Origin of the sequence: Psychrobacter urativorans (assembly GCF_904846695.1) — a bacterium.
GTDB lineage: Bacteria > Pseudomonadota > Gammaproteobacteria > Pseudomonadales > Moraxellaceae > Psychrobacter > Psychrobacter urativorans.
Window position 1 is genome coordinate 29,978 of the sequence record NZ_CAJHBR010000005.1, and the last position, 22,902, is coordinate 52,879.

At 43.6% G+C, this 22,902-nt stretch carries 16 protein-coding genes and 2 tRNA genes; 7 read left to right on the forward strand and 11 right to left on the reverse strand.

Going from position 1 to position 22,902, the window contains the following annotated elements:
* Nucleotides 1-27: 27 nt before the first annotated feature.
* The 4 genes from rlmN to JMY09_RS05260 all read right to left on the reverse strand — a co-directional run bounded on the left by rlmN (nt 28) and on the right by JMY09_RS05260 (nt 5,299).
* Nucleotides 28-1,293, reverse strand: a complete 1,266-nt coding sequence (gene rlmN, locus JMY09_RS05245) for a 23S rRNA (adenine(2503)-C(2))-methyltransferase RlmN (protein ID WP_201622554.1) — start codon at nt 1,291-1,293, stop codon at nt 28-30.
* 469 nt (nt 1,294-1,762) lie between these two features.
* Nucleotides 1,763-2,194: a nucleoside-diphosphate kinase gene (ndk, locus tag JMY09_RS05250; protein WP_201622555.1), complete on the reverse strand. Its 432-nt coding sequence runs from the start codon at nt 2,192-2,194 to the stop codon at nt 1,763-1,765.
* A gap of 375 nt (nt 2,195-2,569) precedes the next feature.
* Nucleotides 2,570-3,859 carry an adenylosuccinate synthase gene (locus tag JMY09_RS05255; RefSeq protein ID WP_201622556.1) on the reverse strand — a complete coding sequence of 430 codons (1,290 nt, stop codon included), beginning with the start codon at nt 3,857-3,859 and terminating at the stop codon, nt 2,570-2,572.
* Between the two features lie 174 nt (nt 3,860-4,033).
* Nucleotides 4,034-5,299, reverse strand: a complete 1,266-nt coding sequence (locus tag JMY09_RS05260; RefSeq protein WP_227677180.1) for an ATP phosphoribosyltransferase regulatory subunit — start codon at nt 5,297-5,299, stop codon at nt 4,034-4,036.
* Between the two features lie 661 nt (nt 5,300-5,960).
* On the opposite strand from JMY09_RS05260, the gene JMY09_RS05265 reads away from it, so the two are divergent.
* Together JMY09_RS05265 and corA are read left to right on the forward strand one after the other, a co-directional pair.
* Nucleotides 5,961-6,350: a DUF2237 family protein gene (locus tag JMY09_RS05265; protein WP_201622557.1), complete on the forward strand. Its 390-nt coding sequence runs from the start codon at nt 5,961-5,963 to the stop codon at nt 6,348-6,350.
* A 48-nt stretch (nt 6,351-6,398) separates the two neighbouring features.
* A complete protein-coding gene (corA, locus tag JMY09_RS05270; protein WP_201622558.1) occupies nt 6,399-7,592 on the forward strand; it encodes a magnesium/cobalt transporter CorA in 1,194 nt (397 codons plus the stop codon).
* Between the two features lie 119 nt (nt 7,593-7,711).
* Here corA and folD read toward each other — a convergent pair whose 3' ends face one another.
* Nucleotides 7,712-8,581, reverse strand: coding sequence for a bifunctional methylenetetrahydrofolate dehydrogenase/methenyltetrahydrofolate cyclohydrolase FolD (folD, locus tag JMY09_RS05275; RefSeq protein ID WP_201622559.1), 870 nt, complete (start codon nt 8,579-8,581; stop codon nt 7,712-7,714).
* An 820-nt stretch (nt 8,582-9,401) separates the two neighbouring features.
* On the opposite strand from folD, the gene JMY09_RS05280 reads away from it, so the two are divergent.
* From JMY09_RS05280 to rluF, 5 genes are all read left to right on the forward strand, one after another.
* Nucleotides 9,402-11,060 carry a sodium:solute symporter family protein gene (locus tag JMY09_RS05280; RefSeq protein ID WP_201622650.1) on the forward strand — a complete coding sequence of 553 codons (1,659 nt, stop codon included), beginning with the start codon at nt 9,402-9,404 and terminating at the stop codon, nt 11,058-11,060.
* A 79-nt stretch (nt 11,061-11,139) separates the two neighbouring features.
* Entirely contained in the window at nt 11,140-11,274 is a 135-nt protein-coding gene (locus JMY09_RS14500) for a putative transporter small subunit (RefSeq protein ID WP_216580840.1), read from the forward strand.
* A gap of 214 nt (nt 11,275-11,488) precedes the next feature.
* Nucleotides 11,489-11,562, forward strand: a tRNA-Cys gene (locus tag JMY09_RS05285).
* Between the two features lie 140 nt (nt 11,563-11,702).
* A tRNA-Leu gene (locus JMY09_RS05290) sits at nt 11,703-11,789 on the forward strand.
* A 474-nt stretch (nt 11,790-12,263) separates the two neighbouring features.
* Nucleotides 12,264-13,253, forward strand: coding sequence for a 23S rRNA pseudouridine(2604) synthase RluF (gene rluF, locus JMY09_RS05295; RefSeq protein WP_201622560.1), 990 nt, complete (start codon nt 12,264-12,266; stop codon nt 13,251-13,253).
* Nucleotides 13,254-13,469: 216 nt separating this feature from the next.
* Here the strand turns inward: rluF and JMY09_RS05300 are convergent, their stop codons facing one another.
* The 6 genes from JMY09_RS05300 to hglS all read right to left on the reverse strand — a co-directional run bounded on the left by JMY09_RS05300 (nt 13,470) and on the right by hglS (nt 22,845).
* Nucleotides 13,470-14,492: an ornithine cyclodeaminase family protein gene (locus tag JMY09_RS05300; protein ID WP_201622561.1), complete on the reverse strand. Its 1,023-nt coding sequence runs from the start codon at nt 14,490-14,492 to the stop codon at nt 13,470-13,472.
* Nucleotides 14,493-14,802: 310 nt separating this feature from the next.
* On the reverse strand, nt 14,803-16,200 hold the full coding sequence (locus JMY09_RS05305) for an FAD-binding oxidoreductase (RefSeq protein ID WP_201622651.1): 1,398 nt from the start codon (nt 16,198-16,200) through the stop codon (nt 14,803-14,805).
* Between the two features lie 313 nt (nt 16,201-16,513).
* Entirely contained in the window at nt 16,514-17,800 is a 1,287-nt protein-coding gene (gene amaA, locus JMY09_RS05310) for an L-pipecolate oxidase (RefSeq protein ID WP_201622562.1), read from the reverse strand.
* Nucleotides 17,801-17,817: 17 nt separating this feature from the next.
* Nucleotides 17,818-19,287, reverse strand: coding sequence for a Na+/H+ antiporter NhaC (gene nhaC, locus JMY09_RS05315; RefSeq protein ID WP_201622563.1), 1,470 nt, complete (start codon nt 19,285-19,287; stop codon nt 17,818-17,820).
* Between the two features lie 515 nt (nt 19,288-19,802).
* Nucleotides 19,803-21,293, reverse strand: a complete 1,491-nt coding sequence (gene amaB, locus JMY09_RS05320; protein ID WP_201622564.1) for an L-piperidine-6-carboxylate dehydrogenase — start codon at nt 21,291-21,293, stop codon at nt 19,803-19,805.
* 169 nt (nt 21,294-21,462) lie between these two features.
* The gene (gene hglS / locus JMY09_RS05325; protein ID WP_201622652.1) at nt 21,463-22,845 is read right to left on the reverse strand and encodes a 2-oxoadipate dioxygenase/decarboxylase HglS; all 1,383 of its coding nucleotides are present in this window, start codon (nt 22,843-22,845) and stop codon (nt 21,463-21,465) included.
* Nucleotides 22,846-22,902 lie beyond the last annotated feature (57 nt).

Here is a 22,902-nt window from a genome sequence, read left to right on the forward strand (position 1 = left end):
ACTAAATCGCTAAACTTTAGTGGCTGTCTATTCATCGGTTGCTACTGTAGTGCGATCTTTGATACTTTGTTGCCAAGCTGCTGAACGCCTAGTACGATCGGCTACTTGCCCGACCAATTGCCCACAAGCAGCATCGATATCATCGCCACGGGTCTGACGAATAGTACAGACGAAGCCTGCTTCGCTAAGAATATTACTAAAGGCATGGATGCGATTATTACTCGACTTCTCGTAACCTGCATGCGGAAAAGGATTAAAAGGGATAAGATTAACTTTACTAGGCAAGTCACCTAGCAGCGCTACTAATTGCTCGGCATGCTCATTGCTATCATTGACCCCATCTAGCATCACATATTCTATAGTTACGTGTTTTTTGTGGCGTGGATTGACATCGAACACATAGTTTCGAGCAGCAGCCATTAGCTCACTTAACGGATATTTTTTATTGATTGGCACTAGCTCGTTACGCAGCTCATCATTAGGTGCATGTAGAGAGATCGCTAAAGCGACATCGATGTCTTGTGCCAGCTGATACATTTTTGGGACGACACCCGACGTCGACAATGTGACACGGCGCTTGGATAATCCGTAAGCATGATCACTGAGCATTAGCTCCATCGAGCTAACGACTGGCTTGTAGTTTAGCAACGGCTCGCCCATGCCCATCATGACCACATTAGTCACTTGATTGTCCCATAAACTATGGTCAACCCCTGCCAAGCTATCTTGATCGTCAGTCATATAAGACGCATTAGCCACCCATAATTGACCTAAGATCTCAGCAGCGGTTAAATCACGCTCAAAGCCCTGCTTCCCCGTACTACAAAAGCTGCAATCAAGCGCACAGCCTACTTGTGAGGAAACACATAATGTCTTACGGCCGTTTTCTTTGCTGTCATCTGCTGGTATTAGTACGGTCTCTACTAGCGAGCCGCCCGTCACTTCAAACACCCATTTACGCGTACCATCTTCGCTATATTGACGGTGAATAACTTTCGGTGGCGTCACACAAGCATTGAGCGCTAACTTATCTCGTAAGCCTTTGCTCAAGTTAGTCATTTGCTCAAAGTCAGTCACCCCTTGCTGATAGATCCATTTGATCACTTGAGTGGCACGAAAGGGTTTCTCACCGATGCTTTTGAAATAATCAGCAAGTTGTGCTTGCGTCATACCCAATAGATTGGTTTTTGCTCGTGCCTCGTCCAATAGCTTAATGCTATTGCTGCGCTTGGCAGGTGTATGGGTTGATACTGGCTGCGCCGATGTGGTATCTGTGGTAGTGATAGTTGACATTAGGGTGACCTTTTTACATGAGTATTAGCTCATGAATAGTTATAAATTAGCAATCCGTTGTAAGCTGGGTTCACTCTTTAATAGTTTAAGACTGACTATTAATACTGGCTGGTACTACTGACCAGCGACGCTGATTAATACAGCATTGTGCTTACATAGGATTGATAACGCTTAGTAAATATTTACAGCTATAGATAAAACGTTTATTAAGCGCTCAGGTAGTAGTAATGAGGCAAGTGCCGATGAATTTCAATCAACTTAGCTTTTGACATTGCTAATAGCTGTTAACTCGTTAAAACTGGCTAGTAGCTACTAAAAGCCATCCTAACTCATCAAACAACAATGAGTGAAACGGCTTATACCCATAAGATATAAGCCGTTTCACCTTACTGCTTATTAATACTACAGCTATCACTGTTACTCTGCTTATCTGTTTAGCATAGTAGTAACGAGTTAATAGCCATCTGTATTAACGAGTGCGAGCACAAACTTCTTCGTCATTGAAGAAGTAGCTGATTTCACGCTTAGCTGATTCAGCTGAATCTGAACCATGAACCGCGTTTTCATCGATGCTGCTAGCAAAGTCAGCACGGATAGTGCCTTTTTCAGCGTCTTTTGGGTTAGTTGCACCCATGATTTCACGATGCTTAGCGATAGCATTTTCGCCCTCTAACACTGATACTAATACTGGACCTGACATCATAAAAGATTTTAGATCATTATAAAATGGACGCTCAGCATGCTCAGCATAAAAACCGCCAGCTTTTTGATCATCGAGTTGCATCATTTTTGCTGCTACGATTTTTAGACCCGCTTGTTCAAAACGGTCATAGATAGCACCAATATTATTGCCAGCAACAGCGTCAGGTTTGATGATAGATAGCGTACGTTCGATAGCCATAAAAAGCTCCTAATGAATGATTATTAATAATAAAAATACGACGGTTATACGTGCTTGTTGATCAAAGTATTGACTTAGGCTATTTACGATTGCCGATATAAATCTACACCATTAGCCAATCAGATCAGCCAAGCGCGTCAATAGATGATTGCTGACCATTATAATGATTGACGCTGTAAATGATAGGATTTGTTTAACAATTTAACTTTTTTCAAAATAAATTAAACAGTCATTAGCTTAACTAAAACTCGTTTATAGTGTTATAAAAAGCTCAAAACCTATCGCTTTAACCAATAAAAACCCCATGCTATTAACATAGGGTTTTTATTTTAAATAATGATCAATGCCATTAATTAAGCATCATACGGATCGCACTTAAGCATCATAAGGATCACGTAGTACGATAGTCTCTTCACGATCTGGACCCGTTGAAATGATATCCACTGGGCAATCGATCAAGGCTTCGATACGCTTGATGTAGTTTTTAGCATTTTGAGGCAGATCATCATAGTTAGTAACACCAACCGTAGACTCGCTCCAACCTGGTAGAGTTTCATATTTAGGGGTTACTGACTCATAGAATTCAGCATCATGAGCACCAGCAAATTCAGTATCTGGCACATCATAACCAACACCGATTAGCAGCTCTTCTAAACCATCGAGTACATCAAGTTTAGTCAAGCAGATACCTGATAACGAGTTAAGTACTACTGCACGGCGCAACGCTTCCGCATCGAACCAACCACAGCGACGAGCACGACCGGTAGTTGCGCCAAACTCGTGACCAACTTTAGCCAAATGAGCACCAACATCGTCAAACAGTTCAGTCGGGAATGGACCACTACCAACACGAGTAGTATAAGCTTTAGTGATACCTAAGACGTAGTCTAAGTACAACGGGCCAATACCAGTACCTGTTGATACGCCACCAGCAGTTACGCTTGAGCTTGTTACGAACGGATAAGTACCGTGATCGATATCAAGCAAAGTACCTTGCGCCCCTTCAAACATCAAGTTCTTGCCAGCAAGACGCAGCTGATTAAGATCTTCGGTTACATCAGTAACCATACCTCTAATCTCTTCTTTCCATTCTTTACAAAGCTTCAAGGTCTCGTCAAAATCGATACCTTCCACTTTATAATACTGAGTCAATTGGAAGTTATGATATTCGATAAGGTTACGTAGCTTTTCTTCTAAGTCATCACGGAAAAGATCGGCAAGCTTAATAGCACGGCGAGCCACTTTGTCTTCATAAGCGGGACCAATACCACGACCAGTAGTACCGATTTTGCCACTACCACGTTTGGCTTCACGGGCTTGATCGAGTGCCACGTGATACGGCATGATAAGAGGACAATTAGGTGAGATACGCAAGCGCTCACGTACTGGCACATTATTATCTTCTAACTCTTTCATCTCTTTCAATAGCGCGTCAGGCGCTAGTACTACGCCATTACCGATAAAGCAAGTAACGCCTTCGCGTAGAATACCTGATGGAATTAGATGCAGAACCGTAGTTTTTCCATCGACTACTAGCGTATGCCCAGCATTGTGACCGCCTTGAAAACGTGCTACGGCTGATGCTTTTTCAGTCAGCAAATCGACGATTTTACCTTTGCCTTCATCGCCCCATTGGCTACCTAAAACTACGACGTTCTTACCCATAATGAATCCTTACAATGATGTATTGAAGTGTACGATAACGATTTAGAACTACTATTAAATCAAAAAAGTTACTGCTTGCTAATTATTGGTTAATGACTATTTAATAAAGTCCTTAAAACATAATAAAAAAGCATATAAATTAGTTAAAGTGCTTTGTACTCGAGCAGCCCCCTACTATATAGCGGTCAGCTGCCAGTTATTATCCAGCAAGCTTAGACGATGTGTAAGATCCGTCGGACAGTCATCTACAGACAGCGGCATAGTGACATAGTAGCCTTGTTGACGTAAGTCAGTCACTTGTTGCTGTAATGCTTGTCGTTGGGTGCTATCAGCACTATTGATATCAGCAAAATCCACGACTACCACTTTTGCCACATCAAGCTCAATATGCGCTAATAGACGACTGATATCCATACTAAAACCGGTCGCTTCACGGGGCTGCTGGTTTTGATCAGAGCTATTACGACTTTGCATACCATCAAAACGTCCGCCCCTAACTAATGGCTGGGTTTCGCTATTGATATAGCCGTTAAAGACAATACCAGTATGATAATGATAGCCGGACAATTCGGTGACATCGATACTCACTTCACACTGCCATTGATGTTGCAAATGGTCTTTTAGGCGTTGCAGCTCATCGGCTGCTTCCGCTATTTCACTGTCTTGCTGTGCAGTATCAGACAATTTAGCCAATAGCTGCGTCATGTCATGACCAAAACGAGCTAAGGTATAAAAATCAGCGCCCATTTTTAGACTCTGACAAACCCGTTTTAACTCCGGCAAATTCTTATTAGCATATAAGTGCATTAATTGCTCAGTATCGCTATTAGACAACTGTGCCAATACTGATAAGCGTTTGAATAGCGCTACATGGCCTAAGTCCACATGCAAATTAGCACTCATATTAAGGCTATTCACTAGCGTAAATAGTACATCTATCAGCTCAATATCAGCGCTTAAAGAGGCACAACCGAATATTTCAGCTCCTAGCTGTAAAGGCGTCCGTGAGCCAAATAGTCCAGTAGGTAAAGTGTGAATCACATCACCGGCGTAACAATAGCGTGCAATACCTTGCCCACCCCAGTGCGCATCAATACGCAAAATCTGTGGAGTAATATCCGCTCGCACACCCATTAATCGACCAGTAAGCTGATCAATAATCTTAAAGGTTTGGCGTTTTAGATCTTCTGAAGCTTCACTAAGTAATGACTCAGTGAACTCAATCATTGGCGGGGACACTAACTGATAACCATGACCAATCAGCTGTTGAGTAAGCTTATAACGCAGCATTTCTTGCTTTTGCGCCTCTGCAAACAATACATCGACCACACCATCTGGTAATAGCCAGCTATTGGCAACTTCGCCAGTAAAATTACTTAGGTGAAAGTTACTTAAATAGGGAACAGAGTCAGGAGTAGCAGAGTTAGAACTGGCAGACACAATAAATCCTTGTTTGGCATAGCGTTTACCTAAAAACGCAGCTCTATAATAGGGCGTTACGGCACAATGTTATTATTAATAACATAAAGTCTTCTATAATCTTAATACTTTTTAATCTTGATATTTTTTATCAGCTTGTGATCCACTTCCTATCAGCTTAGCTTTTAAACCTATTACTGAAACTTAGTACGGCAAATCAGTAGTTAAGCCTTAGCACAGCATTAACACCCTAATAGAGCATCAATACTGTTTCCTAATCTAGTCTCAATATGCCAATTTTGACACAAGAAATTATAAACCCAAGTATAAAAACTGAGTGATAATTAAGTAAGGAGTAAAGATTAGGATGATAAAGCAACTGAGTAAAGGCAATTAGGGATCAATAAACTTTACGCTTCAGTTTAGCATAGCAACTAAGCTTCGCCTAGTAACAATTATAGCCAATATTGCACTTATAGAGTATAAGTCCTCTATACTTTGCGCTTGCTTATTTTGGTAACCCTCATAGCTTTAGCCATTACAAACCCTATGTTGTACGAGCCTAAAGATAAGTCGACCTACATTATTAGCGCTACGCCGTCTCCCTAAACTCATGGTACACTAGCGCATAATTTTATTGTACGAAATTGTGCAACTATTACCTACTTATCTTGGAAGCCTTATGTCAATTGATCACCATCCTAATCCCGCTATTAACCAGACTAACGTACTGGGAACTGACCTTGCCAGTTGCTGTTTTGACCCTATTACTGGCTATTATCGCAACGGCTTTTGTCATACTGGCAATCAGGATGTTGGACAGCATACCGTATGTGTGAAGATGACTAGCGAGTTTTTGAACTTCTCTGCTAGCCGTGGTAATGACTTGATCACCCCTCTACCTGAATATAACTTTCCTGGTCTTAAGCCAGGTGACTATTGGTGTGTCTGCGCCTTACGTTGGGTTGAAGCCTTAGATTTTGATATTGCTCCTCAGTTAAAACTAGAAGCTTGTCATGAGAGCTTATTGACTTTAGTTGATCTGGAAACCTTAAAAAGTTACGCACTATAGTTATATAGCTATTTCTGTTACTAAGTAGCGGTTATCAGAGGAGGGTGTATGAAAAATGATAACGATTTATCCATTAGAGCGACTACTCACGTTGCACCTGAGTCTAATACTGAGCATATTTACTCAGATGTAGTGGATTATGATAGCTATATCTATGGCGATGTTGATGCCACGCTAGAAGATACGCTTGAGACCATGACGGTCTACGATCCTGATGCTGAACGCTACGAAGATATCGATACTTCAAGCGTAGGTGAAGTGGTTAATTGCTACTCCTATTCGCGCAAAACAGGTGAGCAGCTTAATAATTTAGAGCTTAGCGAAGTGAGTAAAGCTTTGACTAATAATAACCAGTTTATTTGGCTTGGGTTATATGAACCTAGCCTACAAACTATAGCAAAAGTACAAAACGCTTTTGAGTTACATGAGCTGGCGATTGAAGATGCTTTTGCCGAGCATCAACGTGCCAAAGTTGAAAACTATAATAACGATACGATATTTTTAGTAGTACGTACTGCTAAGCTTGATGATAATTTTATACGTTATGGAACGACAGCAATATTTATGGGTAAGAATTACCTAATAACTATTCGTACAGGACCCTCTAACTCCTATGCCCCAGTACGTGACCATTACCACTTGCGTCCAGAAAAGCTACGTATGGGGCCTATTTTTGTACTGCACGCTATACTCGATTTCATCGTTGATAACTATATGCCGGTCACCGACCGTTTAGGCAGCTATTTACGTGAGCAAGAGCGCCATATCTTCACTTACGAGTTTAGTAAAAGTACCCTTAAAAACTTATATGAGCTTAAATCGCAACTAGTACATATGCGCGCTGTCATTTTGCCCGTACAAGATATCTGCAACTTCTTTATTAACCATCAAAAAAGCGACCTTATCCCCGCCTTCCCTAATGCGGCTAAGCCCTACTTTCGTGACGTCAATGATCATCTATTGCGCGCCTTGGATGCGGTCAACGGTCTCAACGAGATGTTAAGCTTAGCAATGGATACTTATATGGCAATGGTCAATATGGGCCAGAACGAAGTGGTACGTAAGCTGGCGGCTTGGGCGGGTATTCTAGCCGTGCCGACAGCAGTAGCTGGGATCTATGGCATGAACTTTGACTTTATGCCTGAACTGCATTGGCAGTATTCTTATTTTGTGATTTTATTATTAATTGCGGCACTCTGTAGCTATTTATACTATAACTTTAAGCGTTTGGGCTGGTTGTAAATTTAAATCTGTAAAACCTTTGCTGTAAAAACTTGATACAAAAAAGGGCTAATATATCAATTAGCCCTTTTTTTATATCTTAGTGACGCTGATAAACTATTAGCGCTATGGGTAGTGAGTTAAATAGCTGCTGATTTTTCAGCGGCATCGACAGTCTGACGAATTAAGGTATTAATAGTCATTGGTCCTACGCCACCAGGTACTGGAGTATAAGCGCTAGCAATAGCACTTATGCCCGCAAGCTCAATATCACCTACACCGCCATTATCAGTCGGATGGAAGCCTGCATCAATCACTACTGCACCCGCTTTAATCCACTCAGCCTTAATCAGCTCCGGTATGCCAACTGCGCCAACGATGATATCAGCACGCTTAACATGAGCGGCTAGATCCTCAGTGCGCGAATGGCAGATAGTCACAGTACAGTTAGCGTTGAGTAGCATCATCGCCATTGGCTTACCAAGTATAGGACTACGACCGACTACTACTGCCTCTTTACCTGACAGCTCGATATTATAGTGCTGCAATAAGTGCATGATACCTTGCGGCGTACAAGAGCCAAAAGCTGACTCATTCATACTCATACGACCAAACCCAAGGCAAGTCACCCCATCGACGTCTTTTGCCAAATCAATTTGCTCAAAGCAAGCACGCTCATCAATATGACTAGGGACCGGATGCTGCAATAAAATGCCATGCACATCTTGATTATTGTTAAGCTCATCTATTTTTGCCAGTAGCTGCTCTGTAGTAGTAGTGCTTGGCAATTCCACCTTCATAGAGTCCATACCAACGCGCTTACAAGCATTACCTTTCATACGCACATAAGTCGCTGAAGCAGGATCAGCACCAATCAAAATCGTTGCCAAAATCGGTGTGCGTCCGGTTTTTTGTTTAATTGCATCAACGCGTACGCATAACTCTTGTTCTATTTGTGCAGCAAGTGCTTTGCCATCTAATACAATAGCCGTTTCTTGAGCGGTCGACATAGTAACTCCAATAGATAAAGCGATAGAAACAGGGGTTTTATAAAGGATAGTATTGTACCTACCTTGCAACAAAAATCCTAGTAACAAGCCCTATTTAGCTTGAAATCTAGCAAATTTTTCCTACTGAGCCCTAGCTTTTAAACCTTATTTTTGAGCACTTCTAACCGCTCAGATAGCTCACAAGTTTGAGATTGAAGGGATAATAAGGTATTCTTATGAATTACTAATGTTACTTATATTTAACGTAGTTGTAGTTTTATTTATCAATAGTGAGAAGATCATCGTTTAAAAACAGGATCATTTTTAGTATTGAATTCACTAATTATTATATATCATTTGCAATTGGTGCCATGTTTTGTACCAATTCGCTTATCGCAGCAGATTGATTCAAGGGTTAGACCTACCTCAATTAGTCTTAGCTGTCAGCATTAACAATAGTCTACTTATTCTATCCTTATTAGCGCTTATCTATTAAACGCTTAGTCAAACGTGCTTATTTATTAAGTACTTATTGTCGGTTGTCATGACAACATATATTAGTATCAACCTGATGGTTATGCTTTTTGCAGACGCTCTTAATGATCGGTGCCTGTGCGGTTTATAGCGCTAGCATTATTGAGGGCTAATAAGTGCTTATTACTTATTAGCGGTAGAGTTAACAGTTAGTTCAGTCAATACCTAGTAATGAAGCTAAGTTTATTTTGTTGTTTGTTGAATGACTAATTGCCAAGCGTCTATGTTTTTTAGCAACGCTAAGCTTATATAAGTCGTTATAAACCATTATAAACAATTGCGAGGTATGAAGTTGAAAACTGAGTCATTGTTCCAATTCTCAGCACTAACCGTTATTTTATTATTAGTAGCGTTTTATGGCGGTACTTATCTATTGTCTTTATTGATCAAAAAAGACAAAGAGTCGACTACTGGTTTTATGGTTGCTGGCCATAGCGTCGGTTTCGGTATGGGTGCAGCCAGTATGACTGCCACTTGGATTTGGGCGGCATCGTTTTATGCCGCAGCCACTTCCGGCTATAAGTATGGTATCTCAGGGCCTATACATTATGGCTTTTGGGGTGCATTGATGATTTTATTCATCTACCCATTCGGTATGCGCTTTCGTGAACTTGCGCCCAATGGTCACACCTTGGGCGAGCTAATACATGCTCGCCATGGCTCATCAAGCCAATTAATTTTAGCCATCTCTAATATTATGGGCAGCTTAATTAGCTTGATGGTCAACTTTACCGCAGCGGGGGCGCTAGTGTCGGTATTGTCGCCATTATCATTCCAGACTGGGGTCATTATTGCTGGGGTTGGCGTGCTCAGCTATACCTTAACTTCAGGCTTTCGTGCCTCAGTATTTACCGATTTTGCCCAGCTAGTTGCCTTGATGGCGATTGGCGTAGTGATTATTCCAGCGGTGTTATTTGCCATGGGTGGTCCCTCAGTAATGGTCAGCGGATTATCCAACTTGACCTTACAGCAGCAAGACTTCTTCTCCTCTGAAGCGTTTTTTCAGCAAGGTGCACCGTTCTTTGTCGCTGTACTGGCTTATGCTATCGGTAACCAAACTATCACTCAACGACTATTCGCGATCGATAAAACCAAAATTAAAGCCACTTTTATCACAGCGACTGTCGGCTATGCCGGTATCGTTATTGGTCTAGGCATGATTGGCCTGATGGCGCTAACCATCGGTATTGAGCCCTTAGATGACAATATGAATAATCTGATCCCACAAATGGTCAGCACTTATCTGCATCCGGTGTTTATCGCCCTATTCTTTATCTTAGTCATTGGCTCCTTGTCGTCAACGGCTGATTCAGATCTATCGGCGCTCTCGACGATTATGATGGCTGATGTTTATGCCAAGAATATCGCCAAAAAAGGAGGGGTAAAACCAAAAACAATGATGCTAGTTGGCCGTGGGACGATGATTGTCGCCACTGCTGCTGGGCTTATATTCGCAAGCTTTAAGCTGGACATTCTAGTGATGCTAGTATTTGTAGGCGCGTTATGGGGCGCAGTGGTGTTCCCAGTCATTGCTAGTGTGTATTGGAATCGGGTAACCAATACCGCCTTTACCTCAGCAGTACTTGTAGGTTTACTGTTCTTCTGCATCGCTCGCTTCGAGTTGGTGCCTATTACTGGGGTTACTGCCCTATTCTTCGAAATTATGGCCAGCGTCGGCGCTTCAGTAGTCATTGGCCTGATGGTCTTTGGTTTCTTAGGTCGCAAGATGGGCTTACTAGCGGCCAGTATTGCACTGATATTCATGCTGATCTTTGCCACAGACTTCTTGCGTCAATATATGGTGCTTCTAGCCTCATTGACTGCTTACGGCGTCAGTACTATCGTCTGTATTGTCATCAGTCTTATGAGTAACGAGTACTTCGACTTTGATCTCATCCAACAGCGTGTTGGTGATTATGATAAAAAAGCAAAAATAACCCCAGTCGCTGATGTCAAAAGTAATTAATGAGCACTGACTGTTCTCTAACTAGAACCGGTTGATCCCCTATTAGATCAGCCTGACACTAATCACATAAGGAGCTAGTATGAGTAGTACGTTTATCTATGGGTTGTATATCTTAATTTGGCCAGTGATTACGCTTGGAGTGCTAGTACTTATTTGCACTGCAACCTATCGCGATATCCAAAAAGCCCGCCGTAATAATAAAGATATTATCTAACACTCGAAATAGCCCTAAAATAGCCGCACTGAGTCAAGGCTTAGTGCGGCTATCTTGGTTACTGATTTAGTAATAAGATTGCTATAACCCTAAGTAATAAACCCTTTGAGCAGTAATAAAGGCCTCAAAGCTCTAGCAATACTAAATAAAGTCACTTTATCTAAAAAATGTCTTGTAATTTAAAATATTTTTGCTAATATAGTCAACCTTGATTGGCTGGATAGCAAAGTGGTAATGCACTGGACTGCAACTCCTTGATCGTCGGTTCGATTCCGACTCCAGCCTCCAATTATTTAAGTTTTAAATATTTATTAGTAATAAGTTAATTTTAGCTTGCTTTATTAACTCAAATGCTTATAATAGCGACCACTATCTAACAAGTATATTGCTTACTTAATAGCAGCTACTTAGCAGATAATACAAGTTTTGCCCGGGTGGTGAAATTGGTAGACACAAGGGATTTAAAATCCCTCGCTAGCAATAGCGTGCCGGTTCAAGTCCGGCTCCGGGTACCATATAGCAGTACTAAAAACACCGTAAATCATTATGATTTACGGTGTTTTTTTATGGCTGTTACTATTTACTATTTAAATCCATTATCTTACTGCTAATTTCTATCTCTAAATCTTGGCTCTGCTAAGTCTTGACTCTACTAAGCGCTGATTTTAATAAATACTGCAAAATTCCTTTCTATCTATAGATTAAGCGGTAAGCTTTTACCCTATCGAAGCTTAGGTTTTGCCTATAACCTTAGATGGACTGCAAAATCAGTCTTTAAGCGTGGTTAAACGACCCCTAGTGCTTGTAGAGATGCCCTTAGCCTACTGCTGTCCTCATTACGAATATATTTCTAAGTTTTTATTCGCCTTTGCTGACACGGCTACTGAGTTTCCTATATGATGATTCAATCCATTTCATTATTAATGATCCATTAAATTTAAGCTTTTTTCTTAGTAACAAAGGCTTTTTATTAGGTAAAAAGGTACTTTATGTTTAACCCTTCCTCAACTCGTTTAAATAAATACATTAGCGAAAGTGGTATTTGCTCTCGAAGAGACGCTGATCGCTTTATTGAACAAGGCAACGTGTTCATCAATGGTAAGCGTGCTTCGGTGGGGCAGCAAGTAGTTGCTGGCGATACGGTAAAAGTGAACGGCCAACTCATTGAGCCCCAAGACGCTGATAATTTTGTTTTTATAGTCCTAAACAAGCCAGTGGGCATTGTCAGCACTACCGAAAGCTCCGAGAGGCACAATATTGTTGATTTTGTTAGACATAGTCTACGTATCTTCCCGATTGGTCGCTTAGATAAAGACTCACAAGGTGTCATCTTTTTGACCAACAATGGTGACTTAGTTAATAAGGTACTGCGGGCTGGTAATAATCACGAAAAAGAGTATTTAGTGACGGTAAACAAGCCGATAACTGATAGTTTTATCAAGGGTTTAGCTGGTGGTGTGCCTATGCTAGGTAGGATGACAAAAAAGTGCCCAGTGACTAAGATTTCGCCTAACGTGTTCAATATCACCTTAGTACAAGGGTTGAACCGCCAGATTCGTCGTATGTGTGAGCATTTCGGTTATGAAGTGGTACAGCTTGAGCGTACGCGGATTATGAATGTGAGTAACAAGGGTATTGCGGTTGGCGAATGGCGAGATTTGACTCAAAAAGAGTTGGCTGTTTTACTTAAATCTATAGAAGGCTCTTCTTCAGATAGTAGTACTCCGGCTAAGAAATCTGCTAATGCCCCACGGAAAAAACCTCGTACCGATGGGCCATCTAAGTCTAAAGCGTCTACAGAAACAACGGGCGCAGCAAAGGGGAAAACTAGAAATCCTAAGGGCGGTCCTAAAAAGCCAGCAGGCTCTAAGGGTAACGATAGGCGTCCTTTTGGGGACAGTAAAAAACCTGGGCGCAATGGTAAACCCACTACCAACGGCAAGCGCCCTGCAAAAGGTCGCAGCTCTAAGCGCTCGTAGCGCCTGTGCGATGTAACTAAATCACTACTGTAGACCCAGTATCAGCCCAAAAGGCATGGACCATGATAGCCAAAGCGACAATCAAAGCCCATGCCTCACATTTAGGAAACAATAAAGACAATACATAGATTGCGCTTACCAAAAAGCGAATACTAATGATCTGCTTGCCTTTTATGGTTTACCACCATCAATACGCCTCTTCTTTTATTACAAAGCTTAGAGCTTATAGTGGTGGTAGTGGTCAACTAATTTGGCTTTTTGCGCCACTTCCAAAGCGACCGCTGCATCAAAGCTGGCGGCTCCGACCGACTTAAATAGTGTCACGCCTTTTTTATCGTGGTCTATAGTAATTTTTTGCGTGACCAAGTCGGCTAAATCGCCAGTCAAATCATCCCAATTCCAGTCGCAATCGTTAGCCGCATCCGCTTGGATTAGATCGCCAGCTTCATGACGACCACCGGGGGCATCATCAATCACCACATGTGAGCAGGCCTCGATAACTGAGTCGCTGACTTCTTTCATATCGGGTTGATAGGCCCCTACCGCATTGATATGCGCATCAGCTTTGATTTCACTCAGCTCAAACAAGCCTTCGGTAGCGCGGGTTGCTAAGTTAATCACATCAGCATCTTTTACCGCGCTTTTAATATCTTCACAAACTGTAAACGTCACTGGCCACTGTGGATATTGCTCGGCAAACTTGGTTTTAAAAGTATTGGCGCCCTCAGTGGTTCTATTCCAAAGCGTCACTGTTTTGATATTACGGCAGACGGTTAATACCGCATTAAGCTGCTCATACGCCATGCCACCACAACCGATTACCGCTACTTGCTCACTGTCCGGCTTCGCTAAATATTTGCTAGCTATACCGGACAGCGCTGCCGTGCGGACTTGGGTTACGTAAACACCATCCATAAATGCAAGGATTTCACCAGTATCGTTATTAGAGACAGTCACCACTGCAGTCGTCGTCGGCAAATCGCGTTTGGGGTTATCCGGGCAAATCGTTACCAGTTTCACGATAGCAAACTCTTCCTTGCCATCAAACAATACTGACGGCATCGATAGGTGCGTCCCAGTACTTTTATCACTGGCAGTAAAGGTGGGAATCACCAAACGCTCTGGACATTTTACCCACTCTGGATGCTCAGCTTGTAATACCAATAAGCGCTCAATGGCGTCAATAGCCACAACCATAGTCAATTGCTCTTTAACGGCTTGACTGTCTAAAATTTGCATGGGGCTTCCTTGTCATTTTTATTAATAAAAAGTGTTTAATTTGATTGGTGTAGGCTGATGCTTTAGCGCAGCAACCTTATAAGTGTTATTTATTAAGTTGGGCTAAAGCCACAGCCTATAACGATTTTTATAAAGGTAAGAAGGTCATGATAATCTTTAACTAAATATAAAAATTCATTTCGTACTTAATATGGGTAGCTGGGGGAAATTTATGCAGCCTTTGGCGAGTCAGAGACAGCTAGCACGCCAGTAAGTTTTTACCAACTATGGTAATGGCTCAAACTGCCTCAAACCTTACGATAATCTTTATTTAAATATCAAAAATCTTACCGCGGTTCATAATACCATTGGGATCGAAGACCTTTTTAACCTCACGTAGATAGTCAATCTCGGTTTCGCTACGGCTATAGTGCAGATAAGGCTTTTTAGTCATACCCACGCCATGCTCTGCAGATACTGAGCCACCATACTGCTGCACGATAGTAAAGATAGAGTCGTTCACGCTCTGGCATTTCTCGAAAAACTCATCTTTTGATAGCGTCTCTGGCTTTAAGATATTGAGATGCAAATTGCCATCGCCAATATGACCAAACCAGCAAATCTCAAAGTCAGGATATCGCGCATTGACCACCGCTTCGATATCATGAATAAAGCTTGGCACATGAGTAATTAATACTGACACGTCGTTTTTATACGGGGTAAGTATGGAAATGGTCTCTGAGATATATTCGCGCAATTTCCACAAGTCCATCGCCTGGGCAATACTCTGACTCATCACCCCATCGACCACCCAACCATTGTCCATACACTCTTCAAAGATGGCCATCGCCTTGTCCATAATCGGCTCATAAGGCGCTTCAAATTCTAATAGTGCATAGTATTTTGTGCGGGCTTGAAAGGGCTCCTGCACATGACCAGTCGCCATTAACTTGTCAATCGCCACATCGTCAAAGAATTCAAACGCGGTCAAATCAATTTTGGCTTGGAATGCGGATAATACATTCATCACATGATCAAACTCATCCATACCCAGCACCATCACGGTCAAATCGTGCGGCGGACGATCCAGTTTTATTTGCGCTTCAGTGACGATACCTAAAGTCCCTTCGGCACCAATAAATAGCTGACGCAAATCATAGCCGGTAGCGTTTTTAATCATGCCGCGGTTCAGGTGCAAGATATCACCCTTGCCGGTTACCACAGTGAGGCCCATCACCCATTGGCGGGTCATGCCATAGCGAATGACTTTAATACCGCCAGCATTAGTGCCGATATTGCCGCCAATTTGACTTGATCCTGCTGAGGCAAAATCAACCGGATAATACAATCCCTGCATTTCGGCAAACTGCTGCAATTGCTCGGTAATGACACCGGCTTGCACTTCTACCAGACGATCCGCCGGATAAAACTGACCGATTTTATTCATTTTATCGAGGCTAACGACGATTTCACCATTGCTGGCAACCGCACCTGCCGATAGTCCAGTACGACCACCACTTGGGGTGAGGACAATGTTGTACTCATTGGCCAGTTTCACCAGCGCTTGTACTTGCTCAGTAGTTTTTGGAAATACGATAGCCGATGGTGCTGGCGCAAAGTGTTTGGTCCAGTCCTTGCCCCAATGCTCAAGGCTCGCCGTATCCATCTTAATTTGGCTCGCGTCATAACCATGCTGCGCTTGCAGATTAGCTAGCACCTGCTCAGTCATTGCTACCGTTGTGGCTAGCTCAGTTGCAGAAGTGGTCGATTCTAAAGTAGGCAGTGCTGAAACAGCAGTCACGGTATACGCTCCAAATAAACAAAAGCAGCGCCAGTTGTTTACTTACCCTATCCAGCAAATCGACGGAGGAAATAAATAAACAGCACGCACTGCATCAAAAAACTAGGCCACTACGGTCAATTTTAACAACAACCAGCACAGTATTGAGCAAGGGTTAAAATATAAAATGGCTTGACTAGATTTAACACTAACTAGCTTCTGTCAGCTCAAATACTTTCCAAAGCTCAACTACTGTAGAAAATTAAGCAATAATCTTTAGACACTGGCCCATATGATACAAGGTCAGCCCCAGTTCGGTATAGCCCGATCGAAAGCCCGACATACCGACTTTAGCTTCTTTAATAGTCTTAAACGGTAGGGGCAATACTGCCTTGTCACCTGAGATAATATAATCAGCAAAGCACTTGCCAATCATAGTACCAGTGGTAATTCCGCGACCATTAAAGGCGGTCGCAGCTAAGATACCGTCTTCAGGCTCAAAGATACGCATGATATGGTCTTGGGTAAAGCCAAAGTGACCGTACCACTCATACTGCCAATTAAACTTAGGTAGGTCTGGGAAATAGCTTTTTTGCACTACATTGGCCCAATTTTGATAAAAAGCTTTGGACTTCATTGCCTTGCCACCGACTGTACCCAATAGTAGCCGACCATCTTTATCACGGCGAATACTCGATAGTGCCAGACGCGTGTCCCAAGATCCCATTTTATAAGGGAGTATTCTATCTGCTGCCTCACCGGTTAATGGCTCTGAGGCAATCTGATAGTAATCCACTAAGTAGAAGGTTTTTTTAATTTCCGTCCACTCGCCTTCCGTATAAGCATTGGTTGCGATGATAACTTTTTCAGCCTTTACCGCGGCATTAGCCGTACGCACATACCAATCATTACCCGACTTCTCGACCGAGATTACGGCGGAGTTTTCATAGATACGTACACCCAATTTTGTCGCGGCATCAGCCAAGCCATTGACGTAAGCCGATGGGTTGATGGTCCCTGCTCTATGATCAAGCAAGGCTTTATTGATGCTGGTAGTGCCGCAATATTCGTGGCAGCGTGCGCCGGTTAGCACCTCAGCATGGACACCGCGACGCGTCAACTGCTCGTAGCGAACGTCGACATCGGCTTCACCCTTGGCATTGTGCGCCATATGGATATTGCCGGTGCGGGTATCTTGCGCTGCGATATTATAACGATCGATGATATCGAACACGAGGCTTGGGGCGTTGCTAAGCGCGGTACCCAAACGCTCACCCGCCTCCTCACCCATAATCAGATTGAGGTCATCGGGACGTGCCCAAGTGCCAGGGTTTACCAGACCGACATTGCGCCCTGAGCCACCGCTACCGATGACTTTACTCTCTAATAACACCACCGCCACGCCTTGCTCTGCCAGATGAATGGCTGCAGACAGTCCCGTATAGCCACCGCCGATAATGCAGACTCGGGTTTGTGTTTCGCTAGTAAGCGAATCGTAGTAGTGAGTTTTGGGCGCCGTGACGCTCCACAAACATTGCTCTTGCAACATCTCAGCTTCCTTTTAAATTACACATTGTCTGCGGTAGAGAGCGTGCTAGTGTCGTTATCAACAATAGGGTCTTCACGAGGGATAAATTTATTTAACACCACCCATAGCAAGCCGAATAGTGGTGATAACCAGCAAGCAAAGGCGAATGGCGCGTACGTTAGCGTGGCAATACCTAGCGTCGCTGCAACAAAGCTACCGCCCATGTTCCAAGGAATTAGCGGAGATAATAGGGTGCCGGTATCTTCGATAGAGCGGGTAAGCGTGGTGCGCTTGTAGCCCATCTCTTGATACTTGTCTTTGAGCAGACGACCTGGCAAGACTAGCGTGGTGTAGACATCACCGATCAGCGTGCCGACACCGATAGTGCTAGCATAAGTGGTGAACACTAAACCAAAACGCGACTTCACTATATTATTGATTTTGGCCATGATGGCTTTTAGCGTGCCGTAATGCTCGATGGAGCCAACGAACGCTAAGGCAAAGATAGTCAAGGTCACCACCCAAGTCATCGACATCACGCCGCCTTTAGACAGCAGTTGATCGACCACCGCAAAACCGGTCTCGCTAACAAAACCGTTTTGTAGAACTTTAAAAATCTCATCAACACCCACGCCTTGCATAAAGAAGGCGACTAGACCGGCGACCACTACCCCTGATAGGACGGTTGGAATGGCAGGCATCTTCATAACTGCAGCAATGACAACGACAACAGCTGGCAATAAAGTAACAATGCTTAGGTTATAGTTGGCAGCTAGTGAGGCTTGGATTTCTTTGATTGATGTTAAATCGACGTTTTCTGCGCCATAGCCCATGCCAATCCAAGCATAAAGAATGATGGCGGTAATCATGGCGGGTACGGTAGTGGGTAACATGCCGCGGATGTGATCCCAAAGATCAACGCCGGCAGCCGCTGGGGTTAAGTTGGTGGTATCCGATAGTGGAGACATTTTGTCGCCAAAAAAAGCACCAGAAACAATAGCACCACCTGTCAGTGAAGGCGGGATACCCAAGCCTAGGCCAATTCCCATCATAGCCAGACCGACCGTACCCACCGTGCCCCACGAGGTGCCCGTTGCCAATGAAATAATGGCGCAAATGATACAAACAGAGACTAGAAAAGAGGACGGAGAGAAAACGCTAAATCCGTAATAAAGGATAGTGGGAACGGTACCAGCGATAATCCAAGCGCCGATAAGCATGCCGACACCCATCAAGATAATCATGGCGGGCAGACCAATTTTTACCACTTTTAAAAAGCGCTCTTCCATGCCCTCCCAGCTGCGACCACGGATCTTCATAAACAGACCGGTGATTAAGATGCCACACGCGAGCGGAATATGCGGGGTAAAGTCTTTAAAGACAAAGAACTGTACCATCAGGAGAATGGCCGTTAATACCAGCGGAGCAATATCTAGCAGGAAGCTAGAAGAAGGGTCATAACCTTCGATATCTGGGTTTGGTGACTTGTGCGGGGTTTGTGTATTCATGATATATCTACCTATCCTAGTAGTTAAAACCAAATCCATTGGTATATAGTCGTAGTACGGTGTTGCTGATTGGTCAATCTGAAACCAAGCTAGTGACCTAAGCCACCTGTAAACATAGTTTTAAATTAAATAACCAATTAAAACAATAACTTAGAAATTACCCTAAACAATAAAATATTGCCACCTGTCAAAACAGATGTTTAAAAAGTATCAGTTAATAATTAAAATAAAAGAAGTTAAAACAAATAAAGCGTTAAAATTTAATATTGATTCAGACCTTTAATAGCCCTTTTAAGGATTATTAATCATCTAAAAACTTACTAAAAAGCTTACATAGAATGGCAATAAAAAATAATACAAACTGGGCTTAGGGTTAGTCTTTTTTTTATAATCAGTCTAGATTATTCGTTCGCCTATCTACGAAGATTAAAGGGCAGTTAAGCGCACATAACGCGCGCTTAACTGAATAAAAATACAATTGGCGCTTGTGTAAATAGAGCTAGAATTGCTAGCAATTAACCGAAGTTAATGCCCTGTGCTAGAGGTAGCTCAGTGGAGTAGTTGACCGTGTTGGTCTGACGACGCATGTAGTTTTTCCACGCATCAGAACCGGACTCACGACCACCGCCGGTTTCTTTTTCGCCGCCGAATGCACCACCAATCTCAGCACCACTAGTACCGATGTTGACGTTAGCAATACCACAGTCACTACCGCGAGCGCTTAAGAACAGCTCAGCTTCACGTAAGTCATTGGTAAAGACACAAGAGGATAGGCCTTGTGGTACATCGTTTTGCATCTCTAAGGCTTCGTCGAATTCTGTGTAGGTCATGACGTATAAGATAGGCGCGAAAGTCTCATGACGCACCACATCATTTTGCTCATCCATCTCCACGATGGCAGGCGTGACATAGTAGGCGTTCGGATACTTATCTTGTAAGACCCGCTCACCACCAGTGACTTTACCGCCGGCTGCACGAGCTTTGGTTAACGAGTCTTGCATGTTATTAAAGCTGTCTTCGTCGATGAGTGGGCCGACCAAATTGCCTTCTAGCGGATGACCGATGCTCACGGTTGAGTAAGCAGCTTTTACGCGCGGTAAGATGTCGTCTTTTACAGACTCGTGAACGAATAGACGGCGCAGCGAGGTACAACGCTGACCGGCTGTTCCGACTGCTGAGAATAGAATGCCGCGTAGGGCTAAGTCTAAATCAGCACTTGGCGCTAGGATCATGGCGTTGTTACCACCGAGCTCAAGCAAAGACTTACCAAAGCGCTCAGCGACTTTAGGCCCTACGATTCTGCCCATACGGGTACTACCCGTGGCACTGACTAGAGCTACGTCTTTATGTTCAACCAAAGCATTACCGACATCGGCTTCGCCCAACAGAATTTGCGACAAGTTAGCAGGCGCATCACCAAATTTAGCCAATGCTTTCTCAAACAGCGCTTGGCAAGCAATGGCAGTTAGGGGGGTTTTTTCTGAAGGCTTCCAAATTACTGGGTTACCACAAACTAAAGCTAGTGCGGTATTCCATGACCAAACGGCGACTGGGAAGTTAAAAGCAGAGATCACAGCGATGACACCTAGTGGCTGCCAAGTTTCACGCATGTGGTGACCCGGACGCTCTGAGGCGATGGTTAGGCCATAAAGCTGACGAGACAGACCTACTGCAAAGTCACAGATATCTATCATCTCTTGGACTTCACCTAGGCCTTCTTGTTTGATTTTACCGGCTTCTAAAGAGACTAGAGCGCCTAGATTTTCTTTATGCTCACGCAGCACTTCGCCCAAAATACGGACCAATTCGCCACGCTTAGGAGCGGGTACTGTACGCCATTCTTTGAAGGCTTTTTTAGCATTTTGAATTTGGCTGTCGACATCGCTCACTTGGTGCAAAGCGACCTTACCAATGACTTCGCCATCAATAGGGCTCTGGACTGCGAAATCACCCGCTTGGTACTGGCTCTCATCAACGCCCATGGCCGACATATATTGCTTAATCATACTGACTCCTTTGTATAGTATTTTATTACGTCCTTGCAGACCTATTAAACTACCCTGCCGCCGCGTAAGTTGCAAAATAATAAATTTCTTGCTGTCATTCATTTTTGGAATGGCACATCAAACTTATGGGATTAAAGCTGACTTAATCATAGTTCTAACTAGTCATTAGCTAGGCCACCTGCTGTAAAGACGCTAAACATGCCTGTAGGCTGTTATCTTGCATCTGCTGGTATAGTGCTAACTCATCCTGCACACTCGCTCCTAAAGCTTGCTCAAACTCTTGTTGATTAGACTGCCCCTCATAGCTGCTGGCGGTATCACTGTGTAGATTGGACTGGAAGATACCGGCCGCACTGACTGGCAAAAAGTCTTCATAAATAATCGGCTCGATACGAATAACGCCTTGCTCAATCAACTGTTGTAAATTATCAGTAGAAATCTCCAAGCCTGTTAATTCTGCAGAATCAGTCTTAGTAGGTTGATAATGGAAATAAGCCAGCTGTTGCTCGTGCAGCGCTTGATAGTCGTCTGGGAAGGCGACAAAAGACTCGCTTAACAATTGGTAATACTGCTCAGCGTTTTTTTCATTTGGTGTTGCGCCTAACTTTTCACGGGCCTCACTAAGCAATTGATCGTACAAGGCTCGGCCTTTTGGGGTTAACGCGACACCGCGCTGTTCAATCTCACCAAAGCGAGCGGTATGCTGGCCGGATTGGTACTGACCATCGGCCCCTTTAAAGCTCACGGGTTCTACCAATGCCTTAAAGCTGGTCTGGCGGAGCAGAATTGGGCAGTTGCGGCGCGGCGGCCCTTCGATGATAGCTTTCGGCGGAATACCGCGGGCTTTCATGCCTTGCTGCACGGCATCAATATCTAACGTCCGTGGGGTTAAATGGTTGATATGCGGCCCTTTAAACCCGACCACATCGGCAATCAATTGATGCTGACTGGCCAACTGCTCATAGATATCTTTGGCAATAGGTGACTGCTCATGCCAGCGGAAGGTCTCTAGCGCTTCTTGCACGAATTGCTCGCCCTGTTCTTGAGTTAGACCACCCTCTTGCTCATAAGTTGCAATCAGTTTGACCGCGCCATCGGTAAAGATATTGCGGGCATCTAGAGCGGCTTGGGCTTGTTGCTTCAGCGTCTCATCACCGATTAAATCTAAACGCAATAGTGAGGTAAATACGCGGAACGGGCTGTTATTTAATGACGTCGTATCCACCGCACGAAACGCCGTAGAATGCACCGGCACGCCTGCAGGAGCTAGGTCATAATAGCCCACCGGCTGCATGCCCATAACTGCGAATAAGCGACGCATCATCGCCAACTCTGCCGCAGTCCCCAAACGAATCGCGCCATGACGCTCCATACTCAGTCTATCGATTTCACCCGTATGTTTAAGCTGGGTGGCAATCTCAGGTTGCCGGGTTAATACTCCCTCATTGACCTCAGCCACCAACTCCATCAAATCGGTATAGAGTGGCACTTCTTTTTGGTACATCTTCGACATGACGAGTGAGAAGCTATGACGAATCACATCACTGCTCATGAAGTCTTGGTTTGAACTCAACTGATCCGAACTCACGGTTATTCCCCTTAAATTGGC

What these genes read in the sequence shown, in the direction of transcription:
- JMY09_RS05255 (WP_201622556.1), bottom strand. Translation starts at nt 3,859, where the DNA reads ATGGGTAAGAACGTCGTAGTTTTAGGTAGCCAATGGGGCGATGAAGGC.
- JMY09_RS14500 (WP_216580840.1), top strand. Translation starts at nt 11,140, where the DNA reads ATGAGTAGTACGTTTATCTATGGGTTGTATATCTTAATTTGGCCAGTG.
- JMY09_RS05305 (WP_201622651.1), bottom strand. Translation starts at nt 16,200, where the DNA reads ATGACTGAGCAGGTGCTAGCTAATCTGCAAGCGCAGCATGGTTATGAC.
- folD (WP_201622559.1), bottom strand. Translation starts at nt 8,581, where the DNA reads ATGTCGACCGCTCAAGAAACGGCTATTGTATTAGATGGCAAAGCACTT.
- JMY09_RS05265 (WP_201622557.1), top strand. Translation starts at nt 5,961, where the DNA reads ATGTCAATTGATCACCATCCTAATCCCGCTATTAACCAGACTAACGTA.
- nhaC (WP_201622563.1), bottom strand. Translation starts at nt 19,287, where the DNA reads ATGAATACACAAACCCCGCACAAGTCACCAAACCCAGATATCGAAGGT.
- ndk (WP_201622555.1), bottom strand. Translation starts at nt 2,194, where the DNA reads ATGGCTATCGAACGTACGCTATCTATCATCAAACCTGACGCTGTTGCT.
- rluF (WP_201622560.1), top strand. Translation starts at nt 12,264, where the DNA reads ATGTTTAACCCTTCCTCAACTCGTTTAAATAAATACATTAGCGAAAGT.
- amaB (WP_201622564.1), bottom strand. Translation starts at nt 21,293, where the DNA reads ATGATTAAGCAATATATGTCGGCCATGGGCGTTGATGAGAGCCAGTAC.
- JMY09_RS05300 (WP_201622561.1), bottom strand. Translation starts at nt 14,492, where the DNA reads ATGCAAATTTTAGACAGTCAAGCCGTTAAAGAGCAATTGACTATGGTT.
- corA (WP_201622558.1), top strand. Translation starts at nt 6,399, where the DNA reads ATGAAAAATGATAACGATTTATCCATTAGAGCGACTACTCACGTTGCA.
- rlmN (WP_201622554.1), bottom strand. Translation starts at nt 1,293, where the DNA reads ATGTCAACTATCACTACCACAGATACCACATCGGCGCAGCCAGTATCA.
- hglS (WP_201622652.1), bottom strand. Translation starts at nt 22,845, where the DNA reads ATGAGCAGTGATGTGATTCGTCATAGCTTCTCACTCGTCATGTCGAAG.
- amaA (WP_201622562.1), bottom strand. Translation starts at nt 17,800, where the DNA reads ATGTTGCAAGAGCAATGTTTGTGGAGCGTCACGGCGCCCAAAACTCAC.